This is a genomic window from uncultured Marivirga sp. (assembly GCF_963974845.1).
GTDB classification, from domain to species: domain Bacteria; phylum Bacteroidota; class Bacteroidia; order Cytophagales; family Cyclobacteriaceae; genus Marivirga; species Marivirga harenae.
Genome location: NZ_CAXBEQ010000007.1, coordinates 239,845 through 265,413, shown reverse-complemented (window position 1 = coordinate 265,413; position 25,569 = coordinate 239,845). Strand labels below are relative to the sequence as shown.

At 37.4% G+C, this 25,569-nt stretch carries 24 protein-coding genes; 18 read left to right on the top strand and 6 right to left on the bottom strand.

Features of this window, described 5'->3' with window-relative positions:
* From AAC601_RS16000 to AAC601_RS15945, 12 genes are all read left to right on the top strand, one after another.
* Window positions 1-1,704: T9SS type A sorting domain-containing protein (locus tag AAC601_RS16000; RefSeq protein ID WP_340153816.1), on the top strand; the 1,704-nt coding region annotated here is incomplete at its 5' end.
* Between the two features lie 111 nt (window positions 1,705-1,815).
* Window positions 1,816-2,712: a hypothetical protein gene (locus AAC601_RS15995; RefSeq protein ID WP_340153815.1), complete on the top strand. Its 897-nt coding sequence runs from the start codon at window positions 1,816-1,818 to the stop codon at window positions 2,710-2,712.
* Between the two features lie 280 nt (window positions 2,713-2,992).
* Window positions 2,993-3,523 carry a transposase gene (locus AAC601_RS15990; protein ID WP_340153814.1) on the top strand — a complete coding sequence of 177 codons (531 nt, stop codon included), beginning with the start codon at window positions 2,993-2,995 and terminating at the stop codon, window positions 3,521-3,523.
* 33 nt (window positions 3,524-3,556) lie between these two features.
* A complete protein-coding gene (locus AAC601_RS15985) occupies window positions 3,557-3,943 on the top strand; it encodes a transposase (protein ID WP_340153818.1) in 387 nt (128 codons plus the stop codon).
* A 387-nt stretch (window positions 3,944-4,330) separates the two neighbouring features.
* Window positions 4,331-4,738, top strand: coding sequence for a hypothetical protein (locus tag AAC601_RS15980; protein ID WP_340153813.1), 408 nt, complete (start codon window positions 4,331-4,333; stop codon window positions 4,736-4,738).
* Window positions 4,731-5,012 carry a hypothetical protein gene (locus tag AAC601_RS15975; protein ID WP_340153812.1) on the top strand — a complete coding sequence of 94 codons (282 nt, stop codon included), beginning with the start codon at window positions 4,731-4,733 and terminating at the stop codon, window positions 5,010-5,012. The genes AAC601_RS15980 and AAC601_RS15975 overlap by 8 nt, the downstream gene beginning before the upstream one ends.
* A 232-nt stretch (window positions 5,013-5,244) precedes the next feature.
* Window positions 5,245-5,895 (top strand): DNA alkylation repair protein, encoded by a 651-nt coding sequence (locus tag AAC601_RS15970; protein WP_340153811.1) that lies wholly within the window; start codon window positions 5,245-5,247, stop codon window positions 5,893-5,895.
* 21 nt (window positions 5,896-5,916) lie between these two features.
* Window positions 5,917-6,324, top strand: a complete 408-nt coding sequence (locus tag AAC601_RS15965; protein WP_340153810.1) for an SRPBCC domain-containing protein — start codon at window positions 5,917-5,919, stop codon at window positions 6,322-6,324.
* Window positions 6,325-6,335: 11 nt separating this feature from the next.
* The gene (locus AAC601_RS15960; protein ID WP_340153809.1) at window positions 6,336-6,917 is read left to right on the top strand and encodes a DUF1801 domain-containing protein; all 582 of its coding nucleotides are present in this window, start codon (window positions 6,336-6,338) and stop codon (window positions 6,915-6,917) included.
* An 812-nt stretch (window positions 6,918-7,729) separates the two neighbouring features.
* Window positions 7,730-8,044 (top strand): hypothetical protein, encoded by a 315-nt coding sequence (locus AAC601_RS15955; protein WP_340153808.1) that lies wholly within the window; start codon window positions 7,730-7,732, stop codon window positions 8,042-8,044.
* Between the two features lie 490 nt (window positions 8,045-8,534).
* On the top strand, window positions 8,535-9,617 hold the full coding sequence (locus AAC601_RS15950; protein WP_340153807.1) for an ATP-binding protein: 1,083 nt from the start codon (window positions 8,535-8,537) through the stop codon (window positions 9,615-9,617).
* 199 nt (window positions 9,618-9,816) lie between these two features.
* Window positions 9,817-10,983, top strand: a complete 1,167-nt coding sequence (locus AAC601_RS15945) for an MFS transporter (RefSeq protein WP_340153806.1) — start codon at window positions 9,817-9,819, stop codon at window positions 10,981-10,983.
* A 1-nt stretch (window position 10,984) separates the two neighbouring features.
* On the opposite strand, the gene AAC601_RS15940 is transcribed toward AAC601_RS15945, so the two are convergent.
* The gene (locus AAC601_RS15940) at window positions 10,985-11,668 is read right to left on the bottom strand and encodes a response regulator transcription factor (RefSeq protein WP_340153805.1); all 684 of its coding nucleotides are present in this window, start codon (window positions 11,666-11,668) and stop codon (window positions 10,985-10,987) included.
* Entirely contained in the window at window positions 11,665-13,173 is a 1,509-nt protein-coding gene (locus AAC601_RS15935) for a HAMP domain-containing sensor histidine kinase (protein WP_340153804.1), read from the bottom strand. Before AAC601_RS15935 ends, AAC601_RS15940 begins: the two co-directional genes overlap by 4 nt.
* A gap of 118 nt (window positions 13,174-13,291) precedes the next feature.
* Here AAC601_RS15935 and AAC601_RS15930 point away from each other — a divergent pair, with 118 nt between their 5' ends.
* Window positions 13,292-14,113, top strand: a complete 822-nt coding sequence (locus tag AAC601_RS15930; RefSeq protein ID WP_340153803.1) for a GLPGLI family protein — start codon at window positions 13,292-13,294, stop codon at window positions 14,111-14,113.
* A gap of 9 nt (window positions 14,114-14,122) precedes the next feature.
* Window positions 14,123-16,792 carry a TonB-dependent receptor gene (locus AAC601_RS15925; protein WP_340153802.1) on the top strand — a complete coding sequence of 890 codons (2,670 nt, stop codon included), beginning with the start codon at window positions 14,123-14,125 and terminating at the stop codon, window positions 16,790-16,792.
* A 71-nt stretch (window positions 16,793-16,863) separates the two neighbouring features.
* Here the strand turns inward: AAC601_RS15925 and AAC601_RS15920 are convergent, their stop codons facing one another.
* The 4 genes from AAC601_RS15920 to AAC601_RS15905 form a co-directional block, all read right to left on the bottom strand.
* Complete coding sequence (locus AAC601_RS15920; protein ID WP_303270564.1) at window positions 16,864-17,709, bottom strand: DUF4197 domain-containing protein; 846 nt, start codon at window positions 17,707-17,709, stop codon at window positions 16,864-16,866.
* Between the two features lie 107 nt (window positions 17,710-17,816).
* Window positions 17,817-18,884: an ABC transporter ATP-binding protein gene (locus AAC601_RS15915; protein ID WP_340153801.1), complete on the bottom strand. Its 1,068-nt coding sequence runs from the start codon at window positions 18,882-18,884 to the stop codon at window positions 17,817-17,819.
* Window positions 18,865-20,532 carry an iron ABC transporter permease gene (locus AAC601_RS15910; RefSeq protein ID WP_340153800.1) on the bottom strand — a complete coding sequence of 556 codons (1,668 nt, stop codon included), beginning with the start codon at window positions 20,530-20,532 and terminating at the stop codon, window positions 18,865-18,867. Before AAC601_RS15910 ends, AAC601_RS15915 begins: the two co-directional genes overlap by 20 nt.
* Window positions 20,533-20,535: 3 nt before the next feature.
* A complete protein-coding gene (locus AAC601_RS15905) occupies window positions 20,536-21,576 on the bottom strand; it encodes a Fe(3+) ABC transporter substrate-binding protein (RefSeq protein ID WP_303270561.1) in 1,041 nt (346 codons plus the stop codon).
* A gap of 133 nt (window positions 21,577-21,709) precedes the next feature.
* On the opposite strand from AAC601_RS15905, the gene AAC601_RS15900 reads away from it, so the two are divergent.
* The 4 genes from AAC601_RS15900 to AAC601_RS15885 all read left to right on the top strand — a co-directional run bounded on the left by AAC601_RS15900 (window position 21,710) and on the right by AAC601_RS15885 (window position 25,489).
* Window positions 21,710-22,651: a LysR substrate-binding domain-containing protein gene (locus AAC601_RS15900; RefSeq protein ID WP_340153799.1), complete on the top strand. Its 942-nt coding sequence runs from the start codon at window positions 21,710-21,712 to the stop codon at window positions 22,649-22,651.
* A gap of 91 nt (window positions 22,652-22,742) precedes the next feature.
* Window positions 22,743-23,036: an SEC-C metal-binding domain-containing protein gene (locus tag AAC601_RS15895; protein ID WP_303270557.1), complete on the top strand. Its 294-nt coding sequence runs from the start codon at window positions 22,743-22,745 to the stop codon at window positions 23,034-23,036.
* A 71-nt stretch (window positions 23,037-23,107) separates the two neighbouring features.
* On the top strand, window positions 23,108-23,917 hold the full coding sequence (locus AAC601_RS15890; protein ID WP_303270556.1) for a Cof-type HAD-IIB family hydrolase: 810 nt from the start codon (window positions 23,108-23,110) through the stop codon (window positions 23,915-23,917).
* Between the two features lie 48 nt (window positions 23,918-23,965).
* A complete protein-coding gene (locus AAC601_RS15885) occupies window positions 23,966-25,489 on the top strand; it encodes a GH3 auxin-responsive promoter family protein (protein ID WP_340153798.1) in 1,524 nt (507 codons plus the stop codon).
* Window positions 25,490-25,569 lie beyond the last annotated feature (80 nt).

Sequence of the window (25,569 nt, the reverse complement as noted above, 5' to 3'; positions counted from 1 at the left end):
GCCAATTATGATTTAACTGCAACAGCAAGCTCAGGTTTAGCTGTAACTTATACAAGCTCAGATGCTTCGGTCGCCACTGTTTCAGGCAATACGGTCACTATCGTAGGTGTCGGAACTACAGAGATTACTGCATCTCAAGTCGGGAACGATAATTATAATGCTGCTTCGGATGTAGTACAGACCCTCACAGTGGAAAAAGGGGATCAAAGCATTAGTTTCAATGCAATAGCTATCAAAAAATATGGTGATACTAATTTTGATTTAAGTGCAACGGCAAGCTCAGGTTTAGCTGTAACTTATACAAGTTCAGATGAATCTGTTGCAACTGTTTCAGGCAATACGGTCACTATCGTAGGTGTCGGAACTACAGAGATTACTGCATCTCAAGTCGGAGACGATAATTATAATGCTGCTTCGGATGTAGTACAGACCCTTACAGTGGAAAAAGGGGATCAAAGCATTAGTTTCGAATCCTTAGCTAGTAAAACATATGGTGATGCCAACTTTGATTTAAACGCCACAGGAGGTGCATCAGGTAATGCGGTTACTTATTCAAGCTCAGATGCTTCGGTTGCAACTGTTGTAGGTAATACGGTAACTATAGTAGGTGCTGGTACTACGGAGATCACGGCATCTCAAGCTGGAAACGATGATTATAATGCTGCTTCGGTTGTAATACAGACCCTTACAGTGGAAAAAGGGGATCAAATTATTACTTTCGAAGCCTTAGCCAGTAAAATATACGGTGATGCCAATTTTGATTTAACCGCAATAGGAGGTGCATCAGGAAGTCCAGTCACGTATTCAAGCTCAGATGCTTCGGTTGCAACGGTTTCAGGCAATACGGTAACTATAGTAGGTGCTGGTACTACAGAGATCACGGCATCTCAAGCCGGAAATGATAATTATAATGCTGCTTCGGTTGTAATACAGACCCTTACAGTGGAAAAAGGGGATCAAAGCATTAGTTTCGAAGCCTTAGCTAGTAAAACATACGGTGATGCCAACTTTGATTTAAACGCCACAGGAGGTGCATCAGGAAGTCCGGTCACGTATTCAAGCTCAGATGCTTCGGTTGCAACTGTTGTAGGTAATACGGTAACTATCATAGGTGCTGGTACTACGGAGATCACGGCATCTCAAGCTGGAAATGATGATTATAGTGCTGCTGCCGCAGTACAAACCCTGACTGTAACAAAAGCGGATCAAAGCATTACTTTTGAAGCAATAGCTAATCAATTCTTCGAAGTGGAAACTCTTACTTTATCAGCCACAGCCTCTTCAGGCTTGGGGGTTGAATATACTGTTACTTCGGGACCAGCAACTGTAGAAGCGAATTTAATTACTTTAACAGGCTTAGGATTGGTTACAATTGAGGCAAGGCAAGCAGGGAACATAAATTATTTTGCTGCGGAAGAGGTAAGTCAGTCTTTTGAGGTGGTTGCCGTTACAGCAACATCGCAAGCTGAATTTAGCTCACTTCGGTTATACCCTAACCCCTCTTCGGATATCCTGAAGTTGAAAAATATCGACAGAGCTGTGCAAAAAATTATTGTATTTAATGCAAAGGGTCAACGTATCCATCAGATAGAAAATCCTAAACAAGAAGAACAATTGATGGTCAAGAACTGGAAAATTGGAATTTATATGGTCGTAGTACGTACTGCAAATGGCCAGCAAGAAACCAAATTCATTAAAAAGTAAAAATGATAAAGTATGGGCAGCCTTTTAGGTGTCCGTACTTTATTACACATTGCTCTCTTTTTTATCTAAAATCTATATGTTTACCAAATATCACATGCCTTTAAATCCAATTTGAATTATGGTGATAAAGGCTATACCATTGGCTTAGGATATGAACGGGTAGATCCTGAATATAAAACCCATGGCGCTTATTATTTCAATAGTGATTTGGAAAATATCACGGTAAATGGTGCTACTCAGTTATTTGACAATAAGGTTAGCATTAGTAGTAATGTAGGTTTGCAAAGAGATAATTTGGATAACCAAAAAATGAACCAAATGACTCGATGGGTAGGGGCTGTGAATTTAAATTATACCCCATCTGATAAGCTCAATTTAAGCAGTAGCTATTCCAACTTTCAGACTTATACCAATATCCGCTCCCAATTTGAAGATATCAATAATCCCAATCCATTGGTACAACCAAATGATACTTTGAATTTCAGCCAGATTTCCCGAAATCTGAATTTCAATACGAATTATGTGCTACAAGCAACAGAAGAAAAATCCGCGTCTTTAACGGCTAATTTATCAGCTCAACAGACTACTGATGAACAAGGTGGGGAAGAGTTAAATTCAGGCTCTATGTTTTATAATGGTAATTTTGGCTATGTAAGGCAATGGAAACCCTCAGAACTGAGCTTTTCAGCCTCCATGAATGTAAGCTTGCAAGAGGCCACCGATATGCAAAACCTTACAGTTGGGCCCGTTCTTTCGGCTAGTAAATCACTTTTTGAAAAGCAATTACGCCTAAGTCTATCTTCAGCTGTCAACAATAGCTACGGTAATCGGCAATTACAAAATACGATTACAAATTGTAGGTTGAGTGCCACCTACAGCTTGAAGGAAAAACATAACTTCAGCTTCACTAATGCTTTCATCAATAGGAAAACAAGAGGAAATGAGCAGTCTGAAGGGGGCATTAGCTCAGAGTACAATGGGACACTGACATATAGTTATCAGTTATGAGATGGTGCTCTAGGAAGACCAGCAAAGCACGTACTAGCTCAGATTTAAAGCTCTATTCGACATTGGCAATGTCGAATGAGGTTCATAGGATTTTTAATCCGCTTATTGTAAAATGGATTATAAATCCACAGATAGTAGTTCAACATTATAAATGTCGAACAGGAACTAGCACCGTGCTGGACGGACTATTCGACATTTGTAATATCGAATATAGATCATAGGATTTGCAATCCGTCTATTCTTAAACAGTCAATTTTAAACTTTGTAAAATAATATTTCAATGGGATTTGAATATGTAGTGAAAGATCAAGGAGCTCCCTACTTTGTGACTTTTACAGTTCACCAGTGGGTTGATGTTTTTACCAGAAAGATTTACAGTGACTTATTAATAGAAAGTATCGATTATTGTCAGCAACATAAGGGGCTGAAAGTTTATGCGTGGGTAATTATGAGTAATCACTGCCATTTCATTCTTCAGGCCGCTGATGAAAACTTAAGTGATGTCATTAGAGACTTCAAAAAATTCACGTCTAAAAAGATATTTAAAGCCATCAAAGATAATCCGAAGGAGAGTAGAAAAGCATGGTTGCTGCGTGCTTTAAGTTATAAGGAGAAGATTTGGTTTTGGAAAGAAGGCTATCATGGGGAAGAAATTGTGAACTCAGATTTTTTTGAGTCGAAGCTTAATTATATTCATATGAATCCGGTAAAGGCTGGAATTGTTGAAAAGGAGGAGGACTATTTGTTAAGCAGTGCTGGGTGTTATAGTGGTTTGAGAAGTAGTTGTATTCCTATTGCTGACTATGGTTAGGCGGATTGTAAATCCGGAGATAAGGAGTTCGAGATTACAAATCTCGAACAGAAAAGGTACGACATTACAAATGTCCAACAGGAAATAAGTTTTAATTATAAAGACTACCGATGTGGTGGCTTAAGAAAAGTGATGAGCCTAGAGGCGGGCGAATTTATCAGAAGGTTCATGCAGCATGTCCTGCCTGAGGTATTTTGCAAAATCAGGTATTTTGGCTTTATGTCCCTGTCCAACCTTAAACAGGCCAGGGAAGACTGCAACCTTATCATTAATAAAATCACCTACTTCCCTGTGCTAGAAGGGCTCAATGGCATGGAAGTTTATCGGCAATTAACAGGGAAAGACCCTGTGGAATGTCCTAAGTGTAAGGCAAAAAGCATGAAGGCAGTTCCATTACCAAAACAAAAAACACCCGGCTAGTATTAAACTGACCGACAGTTCTTTGAAAGATTGTAGCTTTAACAAGAAGCGAAAAAAGCTTCAACAGGAAAGCTACGTCTAATTAACAAACCTTCGGATGAAAATAGACGCTATCAATCATAATCAAATAGGCAAAAGTTCTGCTATCAATTGGCAAGATGAGGCTTCAGCAGCTAAAGCCAACATACTATGCCCATAGTCCCATCGGCTCAGTCCAACAACGTTTTATTCATCATTCTTACTGCTCTTAAATCACATTTACAGAAATGGGGATTTTACCTTTTTTTATTTACTTTTAGAGAACGATGAATAAAACGCTATAATGTTATCTACAATAGAACAATGCAATTAAAAAGGGATAAAATACACTATTTAACTTGTGGTATCTTGAACAGTAACTCTTGGGATATTCCAAAGGCTTATAGAATTTACTCGGATAAAATAGAGTGCGATTCTTCTGGAAATTATTTTTCGAAACGATTCACAAAGGATGGCTACCAATTCTTTGGAGAAAAAGAAATCAAAACATCAATTGATGACCTTACCGTAATAGGAGAGATTTTGAATAAAATACCAGAAAACTGTTTCACATTATCCTTACCTCTTCCTAATGCACCTGGTAATAAGGATGAAAATACGATATACATGCAAATTGTATTAATTGACGGTACATCCACTGAGTTTAAAATTGATGAATATGACGACCGAGACCTACAAATTGAGAATGACATTTTAATTTTTAAAGACGAAATTAAAAATACAATCAAATTGATTGAGACAACATCAAATGAGTAAGCGAACTGACATAATTTTCTCTGAAATCCATTCAAAACTCGTAGCGTTAAACTGTACGGAATTTGAATACTATTGGGAAATATGGGGTGTAATGTGGTACCCTTGGTTTATTGAAATTGATGGTAAAAGTGAGAATTTTTCATTTAATGACCTAACTCAAAAAGACTTAGAAGAACTGATTAAAGACGAGAAAATTGAAATTATTAAAATCTATTCAAAAGATGAAATGAATGATGAATTTGATAGAAAAAGATATAGAATAAAAAGTAGATAACACTATATATAGCAAATAGGGCGTTTAGTGGTTTACGAAAGTTCGTTGCTATTTACAAACACCGCCAAATTTTTAATTTGAATTTTAAAATGAATAAGTTAAAAACAAAATATAAAAATGTGGCTCAGTGCAAACTCGAAAGTTTATCGCTTTCTATTGCCCTACTTGCCATATACTAAACGTTGGCGGTAATTGAAAGAGAGCAAATAGTAAACGGAATATTGACTAAATAATGACGGCAATAGAATTCATTGACACGCTTGAAATGATTAGCCAAGAATATTCAGAGGGTATTCCAAAAAGGGAGATTTTTTCTTTAGCGAAAGAATTTCAGTACATGCCAGTGTTAGAGGTTGTGAAATTACTTGAAAATAAAAATTCCGATTACCGACTTGCAGCCGTTTCAATTTTGGATTGGAAAGCACGAAATAAGAAAACAACACCAGAAGAGAAGCATGAAATTTACAATGCCTATATAGAAAATCATGAATATATTGATGATTGGGGAATGGTGGATAGAGCAGCACCCTATGTCGTGGGTGGTTTTTTGCACGACAAGGACAGAAAGCCCTTGTATAAATTAGCAAAATCCACTAATCCAATGGAACGTAGAACTTCAATTGTAAGTACTTATTATTTTATTAGAAAAGATGAAATTGATGATACATTTAAGATTGCTGAAATACTTGTACACGATTCAGAACACTTCGTTCAAACCGCTGTAGGCAGTTGGATTAGAGAAGCGGGAAAAAGAGACGAAGACAGATTGAAAGCCTTCTTGGACAGGCATGCCACAACAATGCCAAGAGTTAGTTTAAGATTTGCAGTTGAAAAGTTTGACCCTGAAATACGGAAATACTATTTGGGTTTAGCTAAACTATAAAACGTAAATAAAATATTTAAAATGACAATTACAGTTGAGATAACAATTCAAAGTACCATTGATAAGGTATGGAATCATTGGACTAAACCTGAACATATTATAAATTGGAATTTTGCCTCTGATGAATGGTGTTGCCCTTCTGCAACGAACGACTTGCGATCAGGTAGAGAATTTGTATGGAGAATGGAAGCTAAAGATGGAAGTGTGGGTTTTGATTATAAAGGAATCTATGATCAAATAGAAAAAGAAAAATCAATTTCCTACAAAATGACAGATGGGCGTAAAGTAATAATCAACTTCTTAGCTGAAGGTGATAGCATTAAATTGACCGAGTCATTTGAAGCGGAAGGAACAAATTCGGACGAGCAACAAAGAGCAGGTTGGCAAGCTATATTAGTGAACTTTAAGAATTACGTAGAATCTCAATAATAAAAAACTACATGAATCAAAAAGTAAATTGGTTCTTCGATAAGGACACTACATGGCAAAAAGAATATAAGAAGCTGAGAGCTATTATAATCGATTGCGGACTGACGGAAGAGTTGAAATGGGGATGTCCTTGTTACACCTATAAAGGAAATAATATTGTTTTAATCCATGGATTTAAAGATTACTGTGCCCTACTTTTTCATAAAGGAGTTTTACTTAATGACTCGGACAAATTGTTAATTCAACAAACTGAAAACGTGCAATCTGCGAGACAAATTCGATTTACCAGTATAGATAAAATCAACGAATTAGAGCAGACTATCAGAGCTTATGTTTTTGAAGCAGTTGAAGTCGAAAAAGCAGGTTTAGAAGTGAAAATGAAAAAAACTTCGGAATATGAAAAGCCCGAAGAACTTGAACAATCGTTCAATGAAGACCCCAATTTCAAAACAGCATTTGATAGTTTGACTCCAGGTAGACAAAGGGGGTATTTACTTCACTTTTCAGAAGCTAAACAATCCAAAACAAGAACCTCAAGAATTGAAAAGGCAAAACCGAAAATTTTTGATGGAAAAGGTCATAATGAACGATAAAAAATACTACCGCCAACAACTAAGCATTCGTGTGGTCGGTACGACCGAACATGGATGCTAGGTTGAGCGAATCAGAGGTCGGCAAGAACTGCAAGCCCCTATGGGAAAATCGAAGTATTGATGGTGAATTTCAAGGCTCAAAAGCGGGTACTTCTAAGCATGAGGAATGATCAAATCAGGTTTTTCATTACTGTCGATTTGATCTTTTAAGGTTGAAAAAGGCCTTTTTTCGGGTGTTTTGGTGCTTTTTGGGCATCGCTTTCCCATTACGCCCACAGCCGTTTCCTTTTTTAATGTGCCTGTAATTTTTTGAGCCAGTGCTTTGGCGGCCCTCTTTGGTCGAATACGGCCACGGTCTGTAGCCTTCCTTTTTTACAAGTAGGGCAGATTCCCAGGCATGTATCCCTAAACTCGAGGATTACAATTTCCAGTTTGCCAATTTGTGCATCTATGATCGCTTTGCATTTCTTTTTGCAGCCTCTCGACAAAATGACTCGTTGGGAAGGAGCACTGAATCTCAACTATACACCTTTTGAAAAGCCCAATTTGAAGACATCAATAATCCCAATCCATTGGTGCAGCCGAGCGATACTTTAAATTTCTCCCAGATTTCTGAGAATCTCAATTTCAATGCGAACTAGGTTTTAAAAGCAACAGAGGAAAAGTCATCTTTTTTAATGGCTAATTTGTCTGCGCAGTAAACCACCGATGAGCAAGGGGGTGAAGTACAAAATTCAGGGGCTAGATTTTGTAATGGTAACCTTGGTTATGTAAGCCAATGGAAAGCTTCAGAACCGAGCCTTTCCGCCTCCATGAATGTATGCTTGCAGGAGTCCACCAGTATTCAAAACCTAACAGTTGGGCCCGTTCTTTCGGCTAGTAAATCGCTTTTTGAAAAGCAATTACGCCTAAGTCTATCTTCAGCTGTCAACAATAGCTACGGTAATCGGCAATTACAAAATACGATTACAAATTGTAGGTTGAGTGCCACCTACAGCTTGAAGGAAAAACATAACTTCAGCTTCACTAATGCTTTCATCAATAGGAAAACAAGAGGAAATGAGCAGTCTGAAGGGGGCATTAGCTCAGAGTACAATGGGACACTGACATATAGTTATCAGTTATGAGATGGTGCTCTAGGAAGACCAGCAAAGCACGTACTAGCTCAGATTTAAAGCTCTATTCGACATTGGCAATGTCGAATGAGGTTCATAGGATTTTTAATCCACTTATTGTAAAATGGATTATAAATCCACAGATAGTAGTTCAACATTATAAATATTGAACAGGTAGTACAGGTAGTCCGCTCATTCATAAGAATGAAATAGTCGGCCGTCTATCCAAGCTAGAAAAAATTAGGACTTTATTTTAAAAGTTTGTATTTTTTGAAGATGAAAGTGAGTCGAAGAGCTATCGATCCGATAAATTAATGCAAAAAGCGAGGGTGCTTTATAGTGAATAGGAGGCTGAAATTAATAGGATAGGCCAAAGAAGTGCTGATAATTTATCCATTTTCTTAGTCCAGGATACAATGGCCAAAGGGGAAAAATATGAACACATTTGTATGTTAAATAATATGAATCATGCCGGATTTCCAAAATAAAACTGCTTGATGACATGAGAGACTTACTGAATCTTGAAATTGTCACCAAGACCTTTGACGACTTATCGCATGGAGTAGGTATTTTTCATGTTGAGGACTTAAATGATATCAAAAGCATTCGGTATGTTTTTATGAATAAGATAATCCTTTATGAGATGAGAAAGGAAAGGGAGGAAGTTTTCGGAAAAAGGATTATTGAAGTTGCTCCTGAGGCTTATGAACATGAAGGAGGCTTACAAGTGATTGAAACTTACAGAAAAGTAGCAGCAGAAGGCGGAAATGTAAATTTGGGATTGGTTGAATATTCCAATCATATGGTGGCAGGTAAATATGAATGTTCAGTCCACCACATTCAGGACAATTACGTTTATGTAATGCTGAGGAATGTAACTGAACTAGAGCAAACAAAAATTGAGCTGGAACAAAAGAACGAGGAACTAAGTGAGCTTACTTACATCGCCTCTCATGATCTAAAAGAACCCGTCCGAAATATTTCTAGTCTGATTAAATTGCTTACCGATGAGAATCAAGACAAATTAGATGAGCAATCAATTACTACATTAAGTTTTATTTCTGAATCAGCCGCGAGAATGACTCGGCTAATTAATGACCTTTTGGATTATAGCTGTATTGGAGGAGGCGGAAAAGAATTGGTAACGGTGGACTGTAAAAAACTAGTTGCAGTTATTCAGCAAGACATAGAAACTATTCTAAATGATACGAACACTACCATTGAGCTTGGGGAATTACCAAAAGTCAAGGGCTTTGAAACGGAACTCCGATTGCTTTTTCAGAATTTGATTAGCAATAGTATTAAATTTCGTAAGCCTGGAGTACCACCCAAGATTACAATATCAGCCAAAGAAAAGAATGGTTGGACATTTACCATCCAAGATAATGGCATCGGAATTCCGAATGAACAAAAAGAAAAGATCTTTAGTATTTTCCAACGCCTTCACAGTAATTCTGAGTATGAAGGCACTGGCATCGGACTTGCCCATTGTAAGAAAATAGTTGAAATGCATAAGGGTAAAATATGGGTAGATTCTAAAGAGGGGGAGGGAAGTACCTTCTATTTTACAATTCCGAACCTATAGCAGTTGTTTTTATACCATCATATCTGTTACATATAATCTTATCAATGCCAAACCGATGGTTACGGGGTGGCAAGCTCACACCAGCCCGGAAGTTTTAGTTTGACATAGCCAAAGTCGAACTGGAGGTAGAAAGATGATATTGGAATTACTTTTCATTGATTTTCGTGCTTAATAATGTGGATATGCCTTACTTCGCATCATGAAGCAAGAGCGCCTAATTAATCGTCCGTTTATTGCACTAAGTTTTAGTGCTTTTTTATTTTTCGCTAGCTTCAATATGATTATCCCTATGCTTCCTGATTTTTTGACAAGCTTAGGCGGAGGTGAATACAAAGGATTAATCATTGCTTTATTTACGATAACTGCGGGTATTTCAAGACCCTTTAGCGGGAAATTAGCAGATAAGATTGGGAGACTTCCTGTAATGATTTTCGGAGCTGTGGTTTGCTTTGTGGCAGGACTTAGCTACCCATTTGTAACCGGTATTATCGCATTTTTTGCCTTGCGGCTCCTGCATGGATTTTCTACCGGTTTCACGCCCACTGGAAATGCAGCTTATGTAGCGGATATAGTTCCAATGAATAGAAGGGGAGAGGCTATGGGGATTATTGGCGTAGCCATTAGCGTAGGAACCGCTTCAGGAAATGCTATAGGCGGATATATGGGCAGTATATACCCCATCGACTATGTGTTTTATGCTTCGGCTTTAAGTGCGATAATCAGTATTGTGATTTTATCAGGCATGAATGAGACTTTGGCTGACAGGGTTAGTTTTAATTTTGGTCTGCTGAAGCTTAAAAGAGATGAAATCTTGGAGAAAAAAGTAATTGTTCCAGCGATCTATATGGCTTTAAGCGTTTACTCTTTTGGCTTAGTGCTCACTATAATGCCCGACTACAGTGCACATCTCAATATTAGCAATAAAGGTTTATTTTTTGCCGTATTTGTTTTGGCGTCATTGGGAGTGAGAATTGTGGCGGGCAAGATCTCCGATAAGATTGGCAGAGTGAAAGTGCTAAAAGTTTCTTCTTTTATTTTGGCAATAGCCATGGTCTTAATTGCACTTTCTAACTCCTTAATCAGTCTTATGGGTGCAGGAGTTTTATTTGGAATTGGTGTAGGGATGAATTCACCCACCGTCTTTGCATGGGCTATTGATCTGGCAGAAGACCACAAAAGGGGTAAAGCCCTCGCCACATTGTATATATTTCTGGAAATAGGCATAGGGATGGGAGCTTTTATCTCAGGTTGGGTTTATGAAAATTCTACAGCCAATTTTGCAAGAACATTTTACATGGGCGCTGGCTTTGCTTTGCTTGCTTTTGTGTATTTAAATATCGCTACAGCAATCAGAAAAATGAGGTAGATCAACTACAAACCAGCTTATATCCGTATCCGCGAATATTTAAGATCTGTAAGTCGCTATCTTTATCCAACTTCTTGCGCAATTTGCTAATGTACACATCCATACTGCGGCCATTGAAAAAGTCCGCATTTCCCCATAGCTTTTCCAGGATGATAGAGCGATCGGTTAATTCGTTTTTATGCAGGATCAATTCTTTGAGCACCTCTGATTCTTTATGCGTCAGATAGTCTTCCTGTTCTTGCCATTTAAGGATTTGTTTGCCAGGATGGAATTGATATTTCCCAAGGCTGAGCCATTCTTGGTGTAAAGGATTGCTTTTTCTTTCCAATAGTGCTTTGGCTCTTACAATCAGTTCTTCCATACTAAATGGCTTTTTGATATAATCATTCCCTCCTTTTTCAAATCCTTCTATTAAGTCTTGTGTAGCTGATTTGGCAGTAAGAAAGATTATGGGAATATAGCTATCAGATTTCCTTACCATTTGGGCTAAACTAAATCCATCTAGTTTCGGCATCATCACATCTAGTACTAATAAATCATATTGATGGCTTTGATAAGACTGCCAGGCCGCTTCGCCATCTTCACTATGATTGACTTCAAAGCCACGGCTTTCCATGCTTTCTTTCAAAATCATTCCTAAAGACGGCTCATCTTCTGCCAACAATATTTTATACTTTTTAGTCATGGCAGGCAGGCTTTAAATTGGGTGAAATTTTTAGAAATATCTAACTCAAGTTTTCCATGATGCTTTTCGATTACTTTTTTGCTGTAATATAGTCCAATACCGAAGCCTTTCACATTATGAACATTTCCTTGTGGGATTCTGTAAAATTTATCAAATACACGCTTTGCTTGCGCCTTTGATAAATTCCCACCATTATCCGTCACGCTAAAGCAATGGCAGTCATCCAATTTTTTATAAGCGAAGGAAACTTCACTACCACCATACTTCAATGCATTATCAATCAAGTTGGATAGCGCATTTTCCAAATGAAATCTATCGGCCATAACTGTATCAGAGATATCTTCCACCTTCAAGACTAATTTCTTATCAAGATGATGGTTTTGGTAGCGATCAAACAGTTCCTGACAAAATTCTGAAATGTTGATGGACTCTTTCTTGATCATCAATTTCTCGCTATCCAAAGTGGCAGTCTCCAATAACTTTTCTACCATGCCTGTCATTTTTCCAACCTGTTGTTGTCCTACTTCAAGGTATTTCCGATTCTTTTCTTGATCATTCTCTGGATTAAAAGATTGCATTCCTTCGATAGCACTTGAAATAGTGGCTAGGGGGGTTTTAAATTCGTGAGTGATATTATTGATCAGATCATTCTTAATTTCAGATAGATCTTTCTGATTTTTAATCGTTTTATACAAGAAAGCCAAAACAAATACAATCAGTAAGAAAAAGGCCAGAGAAAAACTACTATTGAGTAGTCCTTCCTTTAGCACATTAAGAGAGGTGTTCTCGTAAGCAAGATTGATTCTTTCTTTGGAGGCCAATAGATCTTCGTCAGCGGTATATTTTAATGGCAAATTTTCCACTAAGGATCCGTGATAAGCGCCTACAAGAGAGTCCTTTCTCAAGTACTCTATCCCATACTTTATTTCTACATTCTTTTTTCTCAGCTCATCCGTGAAGTACTTATTGAGCAAGTCAAAGTCGATAGTGTCTCGGCTTATGGAAATCACTAACTTATTGCTAATAGAGTTCATGGAGAAAATACTATCAGCTGCTTTTCTCCCCGCCATCATCACAATGTCATTTTGTTTATCTAAAAACACTTCTTCTTCTTGAAAATTACCCTCGATCAAAATTTGAGTGATGTTCAAGCCATCAAGTTCCTTAACCTTTTTCTCAAGGATTTTGCTACCTTTTTTGGAGAAAGGACTTTCGCTAAAACGTTGAAAAAAGTCACGAGTAATCGCTTGACTCAGTTCTGAGGTATCAGTTTTTATATTTTTATTCTGGCCTTCTTGAATGTCAGTAATGACGATGACATCGGATTCTGATAGATCTTCAAAGTAGTTTTTAAGTGCAGTATCAAAGGCAAGGGTTACGTCCTTCGTGAATTTAAGGTAAGCCTCTTGATAATTTTTTATAAAGTAAAAGCCATGGAAAAGAATGGCTGCGAAAAATACAGCAACAATTAAAATTCCGATAGCCTTAAATCTTTTTGAATTCATATTGCTAAGGTAAAGAAAAGGAAGCAGTCATATCTTGATTTTAACACTCTTTAACACTCATTAACGCTTTTTGAAGAATCTATTAAGTTGTTTTGTATCAAACGAAAATCACAAAAATATGAAAACGCTTATTATCACATTCATCGGTGTACTATTGGCTTCAGGCCTGTTTGCACAACAATTCAGTGGAGTGGCCACCTATGAAAGCAGGAGTCAAATCGAACTTTCTTTAGACTCAAGCGCCATGTCACCGCAAGAGATGCAAGCTCTAAAACAGCAACTGCTCAAGAAGATGCAAAAGACTTACACATTAAAGTTTAATGCAAAAGAGTCGTTGTGGGAACAGGAAGAGAGTGTCAACTCAGGACCGGCAAGTGCTTCCTCCAATGGGATGGAATTGGTAATTTCTAATGGAAGTTCAAAGGATAAGCTGTACCGCAATCTGGAAGAGGGAAAATACAGAAATAGTCAGGAACTAATGGGAAAGAGATTTTTAGTTATTGACAGTCTGCCAAAGTATGAGTGGAAAATTGGCACTGAAACCAAGCAAATTGGGGATTACAGCTGTAGGAAAGCAGTATATACACGAATTTCGGATGCTCGGAGATTTGCCACCGGTATGGAGGAAATGGAAATAACTAAAGACACCACTCATATTGAAGCTTGGTTTACCATGGATATTCCCGTTGCTCAGGGTCCAACGACTTATTTCGGACTGCCAGGCTTAATTCTCGAATTAAAATCGAACGGTCGTCACTTTATATGCACAAAAGTGAATTTGAATTATCAGGAGCAAGAAGAGATTAGAGTACCTGATCAGGGAAAAGAAGTCACGCTAGAAGAATTTCAGGCCATTTCTGAAGAAAAGATGAAAGAGATGATGCAGAGATATCAAGGTAAAGGAGATGGCTCGAACATTGAAATCGTAATAGGCGGTTAAGTCATGGACATGAAAGCCATCACTCTCACAATTTTTTCAGTAATCCTTTTTTCTTGCGCTGTTTTGGCGCAGAAAAGTAAAGATTACTATAGCATGGAAGGTAAAGTAGTAGATTCTTTAAATACACCCATACCTTATGCTAATGTGCTTTTGAAGGATACGACCACAAATGAAATCAAGTCGTTTGCGGTCACGGATGCCTCTGGGAAATTCAAGATGACCATCGAGACAGGCGTACTGTTGGAATTGAGAGCTAGTTTTATAGGCTACGTTCCTTTCATAAAACATATCACTACAGATCCGGATAGAATTCAGAATCTAATCATTCCATTGTCACAAGATCAAGGCTTGATGGATGAAGTACAGGTGGTTAAAGAAATGCCAGTAACCTTATCTGGAGATACTTTGATTTATAAAACGGAAGCATTTACCAAGGGGAATGAGCGAAAGTTGGAAGATGTATTAAAGAAATTACCTGGCGTTGAAGTGGACGAAGATGGGAGCGTAACTGTTCAAGGAAAAAAGGTGGACAAGCTCTTAGTTGAAGGCAAAAAGTTCTTCGATGGTGATAGTAAAATGGCAGTGAAGAACTTGCCTGCCAGAGCTATTGATAAGGTTCAGGTTTTAAAAGGCTATCAGGAAAATTCCACATTAAAAAATGTGAACACAAACGATCAAATAGCTATGAACATTACTTTAAAGGAAGATCAGAAATCAATAATTTTTGGTGATCTTACTTTAGGAGCAGGTTTAAGAAATAGCTATGCCGGCCATGGAAATGCATTTTACTACAGTAAGGATTTAAGTCTGAATGCCATTCTGGATGCCAATAATATCGGGGAGCAGGCTTTCAATTTTAATGACTATCAGCGGATGAAGCAGGCTCAAAACCCCTGGGGCCTTCAGGGCGGAGCCTTGAAAATTGAAGAACGTCAGGATAGGAATACCATTCCTCAAAAAGATAAAACGCAAGTACAAGAGCTTACTAGCAATTTCGCTGGATTAAACATCAATTATCAGGCCTCTAGAAAGTGGCAACATCAGGCTTACATGATTGCTAATACTGCTGACGTTTTGGAGCAGCAAAGACAAAACCGCAGATTTTTAAGTGAGAATGGTCCAGAGCCTGAGAATAGTATTAATAGGGAGCAACAGAAATATGGAAGCATCCTTGGACAGTATCAATTAGATTATTTAGCATCACCATTTAGCAACTGGCAGTACAAAAGTCAGTGGTTAAGCAGCCGTAATACTGCCGATCGATTTTCAATTTCTAACTGGGCCGGAGGGCAAGAAACTGATATTGAAAGTGAAAATGTTGAATGGAGCTGGAATCAACAACTGAACTATTATACTCAGCTCAATCCGGATCATATCTTGTCTGTAGAGAATCAGTTTTTATGGAGAAATAGTCAATCAGGTAATATTTGGGATTTGCAATATGGCTTGAAAAATGAAGCAGATTCTTCCATTGTTAGATTTGAAAATGGTGAGCAAGATATTAAAACGCTACAATCTGAATTACACTATTATTGGATTTGGAATAAGAAAAATCATCTTGATGTTTCTCTGTCCTACCAGCATCGATTGTCCACATTGAATAGAACGTTAGAAAATGAGGAAGATCAGAATTTAGACGACTACCGTATAGATTTTAGCCGCACTTTTTCAATAGCAGCTGCTGGTTTACAATGGAAGTCTAGAGTGAAATCATTTTTATTTCTTCCAGGCCTCAGCTATTTCTATTTACAAGATGAAAGAATGTCTGTAAGAGAAGAAGATGTACGCGCAACCAGCAATCCACATTACTTACTGCCGAACTTTAAAGTGAAGTATGATATCAATAGTGTTCAAGGCTTAGATTTTATATTTCAGCAAGAAATCCGCAGCCCGCAGGAAGAGTGGTTAACGGAAGCGTTGCAATTAAGAAACTATCAAAATATAGGTATAGGTAATGCCGCTTTAAGGCCAGCATTTTACAATAGCTTACAGCTTAATTACCATTTCTTTAATTTATTTAATGGAATGAATGCCTTTTTATTCTCGAGTTTTAATCAAGTGCAGCACTCATTTCAAGAGGCAACGGACTTTAACGGCTTAGTCAATAATTCAAGCTTGATAAACAGTAGTGCACCGCAATATGATTTGAATTATAATGGTAAGATTGATAAGCGCTTCAAAACTTTCCGCTTAACGTTGGAATCAAATGGCTTATATCAAAACTATACGAATAGGCTTAATGAGGTGGAGGTGCAAAACGAGCATCGGAATCAAAACCATAGTTTGGCATTTCAAACTAATCTTGGTCAATACCTCACGAGTTCGATTAAATATGGTCTTCAGCTGACGGAGTATGCCAATGGAGTCTCAAATAACCAATTTAATTTGCAGTCATTTACCAATCGATGGGAAGCAGTGTGGAATGAGAACTTCGAAATGAATTTTGATGTTCAATACCAATTATATGATGGCACCAACACCCTAAGTGATTGGTGGCTGGCCAATGCTGAACTGAGTTACGAATGGCCAGAAAGATCTTTCAGATTTGATATTCAGGTTTTTAATATTTTTGATACCAAAGCAATAAGTAGAGATTTCTTATCTGAATACTTTGTCAGCACCTATCAAAATTTTATTCAGGGCAGGAGAGCATTGTTGAAAGTGAATTATACTTTTTAACAAAATAAAGCCCAGCAACTATAAAATCTCTGGGCCTCTTTTCTTTTCTAAAATATTTGTGATGCTATTGATTAATCCAACAAGCCAAATACTTTTTGCAGGATCTCATTTACTCTTGCGTTCACATTTTTCCGAATATTGGTTTCCTCTTCCTGTACTTTTAAGAATAGTCCGTCCAAGCCTCTTCCTGTCGCAAAAGCCGAAATATCTGCTTCATTAATGGTGTTGATGCCTGAAATGGAACCCAAACTTTGATTTTCTAAAAATCCGATGGGCACTGAGGTGTTTAAAATATTATTATACTCGCTAACAAAATTGCTATAAAGCTCCTCTACTGTTCTGTTTCCTATAGTAACGGAATTGACAGCAGTATTAACTTTTGGCTCAAAGGTATCGAACAATGATTGATAGGTGTTATTGACAAGATAAGCAGTTGCAGCAGTATCAGATCCGTATAAAATGTTCTCTGCATCTGTTATGGTAATTCCTCGAATGGCATCAAAAAATATCGGCCCCGCTTCTTTAGCGGCTTCCTCTGCTGCCCGATTAATCCCCATTATCAATTCTTCTTCTTTCTCTGCTAAACTATTAATTCCTAAAAATGGAACACCAGTATTATAAATCTGATCCCCAGTTATGGTTCCTAAACCGAAAACATTCAGCTCTACGGCTTTGAGTGCATTAATTTGAGCTTCCAATTCATCGGGAAGTAGAATTTTAACAGCTTCATCTCGTAAATAACCATCTACAACAGCCAGTTTGGAAGTAGCCGTGTCGGTACCAACTCTTAAGGCTTCTTTTAAGCCCGCTGCAATGTCAATGGTATTTTCTTGTTCCTCGATTGCATCATTGAGTAAATCACAAGAACTTAATAGCAGGATAGAAACAAATATGCTGAATATGGATAGCCTTTTCATAAGATTTAAATTTTTACTTTTATAAATATCACAATAATTCAGCCAAAAAGAGAATGGCTTACAATAGAATTTTAAGCAGAAGTAATAATATAGTGCTTATTCAATAATTAACTCACCAAACCAGGATACCAACATGTATCCAAAACATGAATTTTATTGGGATTAAATCTTAAATAGATATGATCTCCTTTATCAAACAGGATTTTTTCATGGGCATGAATTACTACATGAGTTTCCGATCCAATATCAGCATGTACTTGCTGGTGGTCACCAAAATACTGGGCTAATTCTACTTTTGCAGGGAATACATTTTCTTGTGGCTCCGTCAGGATTTCAATATTCTCTGGTCTGATTGCTATTAATACCTGCCCTTTTTTATCGGTTTTGGCACCATTGATTTCACCTGCTTTAAGTTTATAAGTCCCATTTTCTGCTGTAGCATTCATTGCGTTTATTTTCCCGAAGAAGCTGGCTACATATAGATTCTTTGGTGTTTCATAAAGTTCACGAGGCGTACCCACTTGCTGTATTTTTCCATCTTTCAAAATCGCAATTCTGTCTGCAGATGAAAGCGCATCACGCATATCGTGGGTAACAAATAGTGCGGTTGCGCCAGCCTTTTTAATAATATTCCGGACTTCTTCCCGGACCTGGTCCTTTAAGACTGCATCCAAATTACTGAAGGGTTCATCTAATAAGATTAGTGGAGGATTTGGAGCTAATGCTCGTGCCAAAGCTACACGCTGCTGCTGTCCACCCGAAAGGTGATGAGGGAATCTGTTGGCATAACTGCTCAAACCCACCATGTCCATTACTTCCCTTATTCTACCTTGCACATCAGGGAATTGTCCTTTAGACAGTCCGAATTTTATATTATCTGCCACCGTTAAATGTGGAAATAGAGCATAATCTTGGAAGACCATGCCGATTTTTCTTTTCTCAGGTTTCATGCTGAAATTATCATCAACAACTTTATCACCATTGATCGATATCTGCCCTGCATCTGCTTCTTCGAAGCCAGCAACTAGCCTTAATAAAGTTGTTTTTCCACTACCACTTTCTCCTACTAATGCCAAAAGCTCTCCCTTCTGTAGACTCAAGTTTGCATTATTAACAGCGTACTGGAGTTTCTTACCAAATCTCTTATGTAAATTCTTAATTGATAGTACTTCCATCAGCTTTAGTAGTTTTCATTAGCCTGTTCAAAATGATAATAGGTATGGTGCCAATAACGATAATAATGAGCGAAGGGGTTGCCGATTCGGCTATTAATTCATCGCTGGCTAACTCGTATGCTTTGGTTGCTAATGTATGAAAATTAAAAGGTCTTAAAATCAGGGTTAAAGGTAGTTCTTTTAATATGTCTACAAAGACAAGAATACCTCCAGAAATCAACGCACTTCTAATTAATGGTAAATTGACTTTAATAAGTGTTTTGAATGAGCCTGCACCCAATGAATACGAAGCTTCATCAATACTGTCTCCGGTCTTCTTAAAAGCTGCTTCAATAGGGTTTAAAGACACGGTTAGGAAACGGACGACATAAGCAAAAGTAAGTGCGAAAATGGTCCCGCTGAATATCAATCCGATTTTCATATTGAAACTTTCCGCCCATGTAGCAATTAAGATTTTATCTAATCCCAATAGCGGAATCATTATGCCAATGGCAATTACTGCTCCAGGTATTGAGTAGCCTAGTGCCGCAAATTTTGCCAACAAACTAAAAAATCTGTTTCTATTGACTTTAACCGCAAATAAAATTACGACCGAAAAACCAACGCATAAAAAAGCTGCCAGTAAAGCAAGTCCAAAACTATTGGCCATCAGAATTAAAAAATCAAAATCGATTATTTTTTTGATGGTTTGAACTGACCATAATATCAATTGAAAAACAGGCGTGATAAACCCTAGAAATAGTGGAATGAAACAAACTATCCAAGCGAAGAATTTTTTCCAGCCCTTTAATTGGTATCGCTTCAGTTGCCTGCCAATTCTAGCACCTTCATCAAATTTAACTTTTCCACGCTGCAATCTTTCCACCATGATCATCATGAAGATAAACGCCATTAGAATACCAGATAGATTGATGGCCGAATTAGGATCTCCAAATGAAAACCAAGCCCTAAAAATTCCTGTTGTAAAAGTGCTAACTCCGTAATATTTTACGGCCCCATAATCATTGAGGACTTCCATCATGACCAGCGACAAGCCACCAATAATTGCAGGCCTACTGATCGGTAATGCAATTCTAAAGAATGTTCGCCACGAAGAACTGCCCAAAATTCTGGAGGCTTCAAGTAATGTAGCTGATTGGCTCATAAAGCTTGATCTGGCTACTACATAAACATAGGGGAATAAAACTAATGACATGACCACGGCAACTCCCCAGAAATTCATAATGTCTATATACACAAGATCAGAAAAGCCAATATCTCTTAAAAATATCTGGATAGGTCCAGTATAATCGAAAATACCGGCATAGGTATAAGCGGCAATGTAGGTGGGAATCGCCAATGGAAGGATCAACATCCATTCGAAATGCCTGCGAAATGGAATGTTACTTGTGCTAACGATCCATGCCGAAGAAACACCCATCAGTAAGGTCAAAATACTGACCACTACCACTAAACCGATTGAATTCAGAATATAATCTGTCAGTACTGTGTTTACTAGATGCCCCCAAACACTGTCGGTAGTTTCCTCGAAAAGCTTGAAGAAAAGGGTATAAATAGGTAAGCCAATAATCAGCACCAATGCTATTAGAGCAAAGGACCAACCATTGGCATACTTTTTAAATTTTATAATGGACTTTAACTTACCCACAAATTATTTCCAACCTGCTCTGTCAAATATTTTAACTGCTAAATCATTATTTTCTCCTAAAACAGAAAGATTTAAATCATCTTGCTTAAATTCTCCCCATTCTTTTAAAGTTGGAGCCCATTCTACATTTTTATTGACAGGATATTCGTAGTTCACCCCTGCAAATACTTTTTGAGCTTCCTCTGATACTAGGAATTCAATAAATTTCACTGCATTTTCTTTGTTTGGAGCATATTTGGCTACTCCTGCTCCACTGACATTGATGTGAGTTCCTCGTCCATCTTGATTAGGAAACAACAATTTTACAGCTTGAGCTACTTTCACTTCTTCCTCACTTGAAGAGTTCAGCATTTTTCCATAGTAATAGGTATTGGATACCGCAACATCTCCTTCTCCTGCGAAAACTGCTTTAATTTGGTCTCTATCACCACCCTTAGGGTCTCTGGCCATATTTTTTACTATTGAACTTGCCCAAGTTGAAGCAGCCTCTTCTCCGTTATGCTCAATTATAGAGGCCATCAGTGACTGGTTGTAGATATTAGAAGAAGAACGTATTAATAATCTTCCATTGATGTCTGGATTCGCCAACGACTCGTATGTAGCAATTTGCTCAGGCTTAATTTTTTCAGGATTGTAAATTATAGCTCTACCTCTGACAGTTAATCCAAACCAGTGATTGTCAACATCTCTTAAGTTTGAAGGGATGGTGCTGTTCAAAGTTTCTGATTCAACAGCTTGTAATAGGTCAGCTGTTTTTGCTCTGTGCAGTCTCCCTGCATCAACTGTAATTAACACATCAGCGGGAGAGTTTTCTCCTTCTAACGTCATTTTTTGAATTAATTCATCAGCATTGGCACTTACAACATTTACTTTGATTCCCGTCTTTTCTTCAAAATCTTTAAAAAGCTGTTGGTCTGCTTCATAATGTCTATGAGTGTAAACATTTACTTCCTTACTTTCTTCTGACTCTCCTTCTTTATTGGATCCTTGAGAACATGCCCAAAGTGTACTAATAGCTAAGAGCGCAATAAGTATATTCTTCATTTTGTTAGTATTTTTAAAATTTCGAGAGCAAATTTAATCATAATTGGATTAATTCTAAATAATAATACGTTTATTTTGGGGCAATTATTTAAATTGCAAGCATAAATATTTTAAATAAAAATTCTCTGCATAAATGAAGGCTACCATCTCTCAACTGGAATATATCATCGCATTAGATACTTATCGTCATTTTGGGAAGGCGGCTGAGCATAGTTTTATAACTCAGCCGACTTTAAGTATGCAAATCAATAAATTGGAGGATAATCTTGGTGTAAAAATATTTGACAGAAGTCGGCAACCGGTTGTTCCAACGGAACTTGGGGCCATGATCTTAGAACAAGCACGGAAAGTTGTCAACGAAGCCAAGAAAATGGAGGAAATTATTGAGGACCAGAAGATGGAGGTTTCCGGAACCTTAAAAATTGGTGTTATACCGACTATTGCACCTTATCTTTTACCGCTATTTGCCAAAAGTTTTATGAATAAATATCCATCTATTCATATTCAGGTGCAGGAATTATTAACTGAGAATACACTGGCCAAATTGAAATCTGAGGAAATTGATGTTGGAATATTAGTTGGGCCATTAAATGATAGTTCCTTCAGAGAGATTCCAATCTATTATGAAAAATTTCTAGGATACGCTCATAAAACAGATTTAGAGCCTCCTGAAAAACCCATTTCAGGTAAAGATTTAGAAAATAACGAGCTTTGGTTGCTCAATGAAGGTCATTGTTTTAGAGAACAAGTATTGAATATTTGCCAAAACAGAAATTTTGATAATATTTTGAATTACCAAAGCGGTTCACTGGAGGCTCTAAAAAGGATGGTGGACAAACAAGGTGGAGTTACTTTACTGCCAGAATTGGCAACATTAGATTTGTCAAAAGAAGACTTAAAGAAGTTGAGAATATTTAAGAAACCTACACCATTTAGAGAAGTGAGCTTGGTGATGAAAAGGGACTTTCTAAAAAGAAGAATAATTGAAGCCCTTCAAAAAGAAATTCTTGATCATTTGCCTGATAATATGAAAAAAAGAGAAGAAAACGAGATTCAGGTCATCAATTGGAGATGACCTTTTGGTATCAGTCAAGATCGTTTAGAATAAATATCTGCTTCATGTCTAATATTTTCGTAAATTAATTCCGAATTAAATAAGATTATAAATGAAAAAGGAACTAGGAAGAAACGAACCTTGCCACTGTGGAAGCGGGAAGAAATATAAAAATTGCCATATGGGCAAAGAGTCTTCAGGTATAAACAACAACAAAAATTTAATGTATATAGCTATTTTTGTGGTGATTCTAGCTATAGCAGGATTTTCTGTTTATTATAATTCACAGCAAACAGCTCCGGTAAATACAAACAGTAGCAGACAAGGATTAACCCCACCACCAGCTGGTGAAGCTCCTCCCGGTAAAGTTTGGTCTGCCGAGCATGGACATTGGCATGATAAATAATCTTTCTGATTGTTTTGAACTGTTTCAAAAGCATTAATTTTGCATTTCCAAAATCTTAAGCACATAATAATATGTTCAAGGCAATTTGCACCGATATTGATGGAACACTTTTAAACAAGGACAGGGAATTATCAAAAAGAACAGTTGATATTTTTAAGCATGTGAAAGATGATGTGGCGATTATTTTGGCATCCAGTAGAATGCCTGCTGCCATGCGCCATTTGCAGCAAACCCTAGATATAGTTAATCAACCATTAATTTGCTATAACGGGGGGTTTATAATCTCCCAAAGGCATGAGATCAAAATATTGGATTCAGTAAAAATTCCTTTCTCATTATGTGAGTACATTGCAAAATGGAGCGATAATAAAAATTTGCATGCAGGCTTTTATTTGGAAGACAATTGGTTTGCACCTTCCAGGGATCAATGGACAGAAAGGGAAATCAATAATACGAAAGTTCAAGCTTCTATATTATCAGGTTTGGAGTTAATGGAGAGCTGGAAGTCACAAGAGAATGGTGCTCATAAAATCATGTGTATGGGCGAGCCGTCTTTAATTGATGATTTGATTTCTGAGCTGAAATCTATGGATGCACCATTGCATTTATATCGCTCTAAAGATACTTATCTTGAAATAGCTCCACTTGAAATCTCGAAGGCTAGTGCTTTAAATCAGCTGTTACGGACAGAATTGAATATTGAAATGAAGGATGTCATCGCTTTTGGGGACAATTATAATGACATCGAAATGCTAAAAGCAGTTGGTTGTGGAGTAGCAGTTGGAAATGCAAAAGAGGAAGTGAAAAATGTAGCAGATGAAGTTACCCTTCCAGCTAAAGAAGATGGGGTAGCCGTAACCTTGGAGAAGTATTTCGGTTAAAAACAGAAGGTTTATCACTTCAATATATTTTTTACCTAATATTTTTTCATGGAAATTATCAGTAATATTATTAAGGCTGCAATAGAAGTTGGGAGTAAAATCAAAAAACACGATTCCCCTGTCGAAGCTCAAAAAGAAACGCTTAAAGAATTACTCCAGAAATCTAAAGAAACTGCATTTGGCAAATATTACGGGTTTGAGCATATATTGAAATCAAAAAACCTATCAAATGAATTTTCAAGAGAAGTTCCCTATCATGATTATGATGATATGGAATTTTGGTGGAAAAAATCCTGGGAAGGCAAAGCTGACATTTGCTGGCCTGATAAAGTCGATAATTTTGCAGTGAGCTCTGGAACCACTGGGCACAGCAAACATATCCCAGTTACGGATGATATGCTAGAAAGCATCAGAAATGCAGGAATTCGACAAGTGTTAAGCCTCTCTAACTTTAAAGATTTACCCGAAAGTTTCTTCACCAAGCAGATTCTAATGTTGGGTTCTAGCACGGACTTGAATCAAGTTAAAGGACACTTTGAAGGGGAAATCAGTGGTATAAGTGCTTCTAATATTCCTAATTGGTTCAGAAATTTCTATAAACCCGGGGAGCAAATCAGTAGCATAGATGATTGGGATGAAAGAGTGGAGGCAATAGCTAAGGAAGCGAAAAATTGGGATATTGGTTCCATTTCAGGAATTCCTTCCTGGATTGAATTGATGCTGAAAAGGGTAATGGATTATCATAATGTAGATTCCATACATGATATTTGGCCAAACTTGGCGGTATATACTTCAGGAGGCGTGGCTTTGGATCCCTACAAAAAGAGTTTTGAGAAACTATTCAGTAAGCCGGTTCAGTATATTGATACATATCTAGCCTCCGAAGGCTATTTAGCAACCCAAACTCGGCCTGACACTGATGCTATGCAGTTAATTTGCGACAATGGCATCTATTTTGAATTTGTTCCTTTTGAAGAGGGCAGTGTTTTGGAATCGGGAAAAGTAAATCCAGATAAAAAGGCTGTAGATATTTCCCAAGTTGAAGAAGAGAAAGAGTATATTTTGCTGATTTCTACTGTCAGCGGAGCGTGGCGATATATGATTGGGGATACGATAAAATTTACTGATGTTTCCAGATCTGAAATCAAAATTACTGGACGAACCAAATTCTTTCTAAATGTGGTAGGTTCTCAGCTTTCCGTAAATAAGATGGACGATGCCATTGAAAGCTTGAATGAAAACTTCCGTCTAAATATCAAAGAATTCACAGTTTCGGCTGTGAAGGAAAATGGAGAACACATTCATCACTGGTATTTAGGTTTGGAGGAAGTCAAGGGTGATATCAAGAATGAGGATATCAAAATTCATTTAGATAATCACCTCAAAAATAGCAATAAGAATTACAAAGTAGCCAGAGATAAAGCTTTGAAGGATGTGAAAGTCAGCTTGATTTCTGCTGAGAAATTCTTGGAATGGAACGATGCCAATAAGCATAAAGGAGGCCAGGTCAAAATGGCTAAAGTTATGAAAGAAGAGGATTTCCGTGAGTGGCAGGAATTTGTAGAGGATTAGTCAGCAGCAGAGAAATTAAGAAGTAATCTATTACTATAAGCAATTTTGACTCCCTATCTTTGCTACTTAATCATATTTCA

Excerpts from the sequence above, each read along its gene's own strand:
- AAC601_RS15955 (WP_340153808.1), top strand. The coding sequence starts at position 7,730 with ATGAATGTATGCTTGCAGGAGTCCACCAGTATTCAAAACCTAACAGTT.
- AAC601_RS15900 (WP_340153799.1), top strand. The coding sequence starts at position 21,710 with ATGAAGGCTACCATCTCTCAACTGGAATATATCATCGCATTAGATACT.
- AAC601_RS15940 (WP_340153805.1), bottom strand. The coding sequence starts at position 11,668 with ATGACTAAAAAGTATAAAATATTGTTGGCAGAAGATGAGCCGTCTTTA.
- AAC601_RS15915 (WP_340153801.1), bottom strand. The coding sequence starts at position 18,884 with ATGGAAGTACTATCAATTAAGAATTTACATAAGAGATTTGGTAAGAAA.
- AAC601_RS15925 (WP_340153802.1), top strand. The coding sequence starts at position 14,123 with ATGAAAGCCATCACTCTCACAATTTTTTCAGTAATCCTTTTTTCTTGC.
- AAC601_RS15890 (WP_303270556.1), top strand. The coding sequence starts at position 23,108 with ATGTTCAAGGCAATTTGCACCGATATTGATGGAACACTTTTAAACAAG.
- AAC601_RS15950 (WP_340153807.1), top strand. The coding sequence starts at position 8,535 with ATGAGAGACTTACTGAATCTTGAAATTGTCACCAAGACCTTTGACGAC.
- AAC601_RS15935 (WP_340153804.1), bottom strand. The coding sequence starts at position 13,173 with ATGAATTCAAAAAGATTTAAGGCTATCGGAATTTTAATTGTTGCTGTA.
- AAC601_RS15930 (WP_340153803.1), top strand. The coding sequence starts at position 13,292 with ATGAAAACGCTTATTATCACATTCATCGGTGTACTATTGGCTTCAGGC.
- AAC601_RS15920 (WP_303270564.1), bottom strand. The coding sequence starts at position 17,709 with ATGAAAAGGCTATCCATATTCAGCATATTTGTTTCTATCCTGCTATTA.
- AAC601_RS15905 (WP_303270561.1), bottom strand. The coding sequence starts at position 21,576 with ATGAAGAATATACTTATTGCGCTCTTAGCTATTAGTACACTTTGGGCA.
- AAC601_RS15960 (WP_340153809.1), top strand. The coding sequence starts at position 6,336 with ATGAATCAAAAAGTAAATTGGTTCTTCGATAAGGACACTACATGGCAA.
- AAC601_RS15965 (WP_340153810.1), top strand. The coding sequence starts at position 5,917 with ATGACAATTACAGTTGAGATAACAATTCAAAGTACCATTGATAAGGTA.
- AAC601_RS15990 (WP_340153814.1), top strand. The coding sequence starts at position 2,993 with ATGGGATTTGAATATGTAGTGAAAGATCAAGGAGCTCCCTACTTTGTG.
- AAC601_RS15975 (WP_340153812.1), top strand. The coding sequence starts at position 4,731 with ATGAGTAAGCGAACTGACATAATTTTCTCTGAAATCCATTCAAAACTC.
- AAC601_RS15970 (WP_340153811.1), top strand. The coding sequence starts at position 5,245 with ATGACGGCAATAGAATTCATTGACACGCTTGAAATGATTAGCCAAGAA.
- AAC601_RS15885 (WP_340153798.1), top strand. The coding sequence starts at position 23,966 with ATGGAAATTATCAGTAATATTATTAAGGCTGCAATAGAAGTTGGGAGT.
- AAC601_RS15895 (WP_303270557.1), top strand. The coding sequence starts at position 22,743 with ATGAAAAAGGAACTAGGAAGAAACGAACCTTGCCACTGTGGAAGCGGG.
- AAC601_RS15945 (WP_340153806.1), top strand. The coding sequence starts at position 9,817 with ATGAAGCAAGAGCGCCTAATTAATCGTCCGTTTATTGCACTAAGTTTT.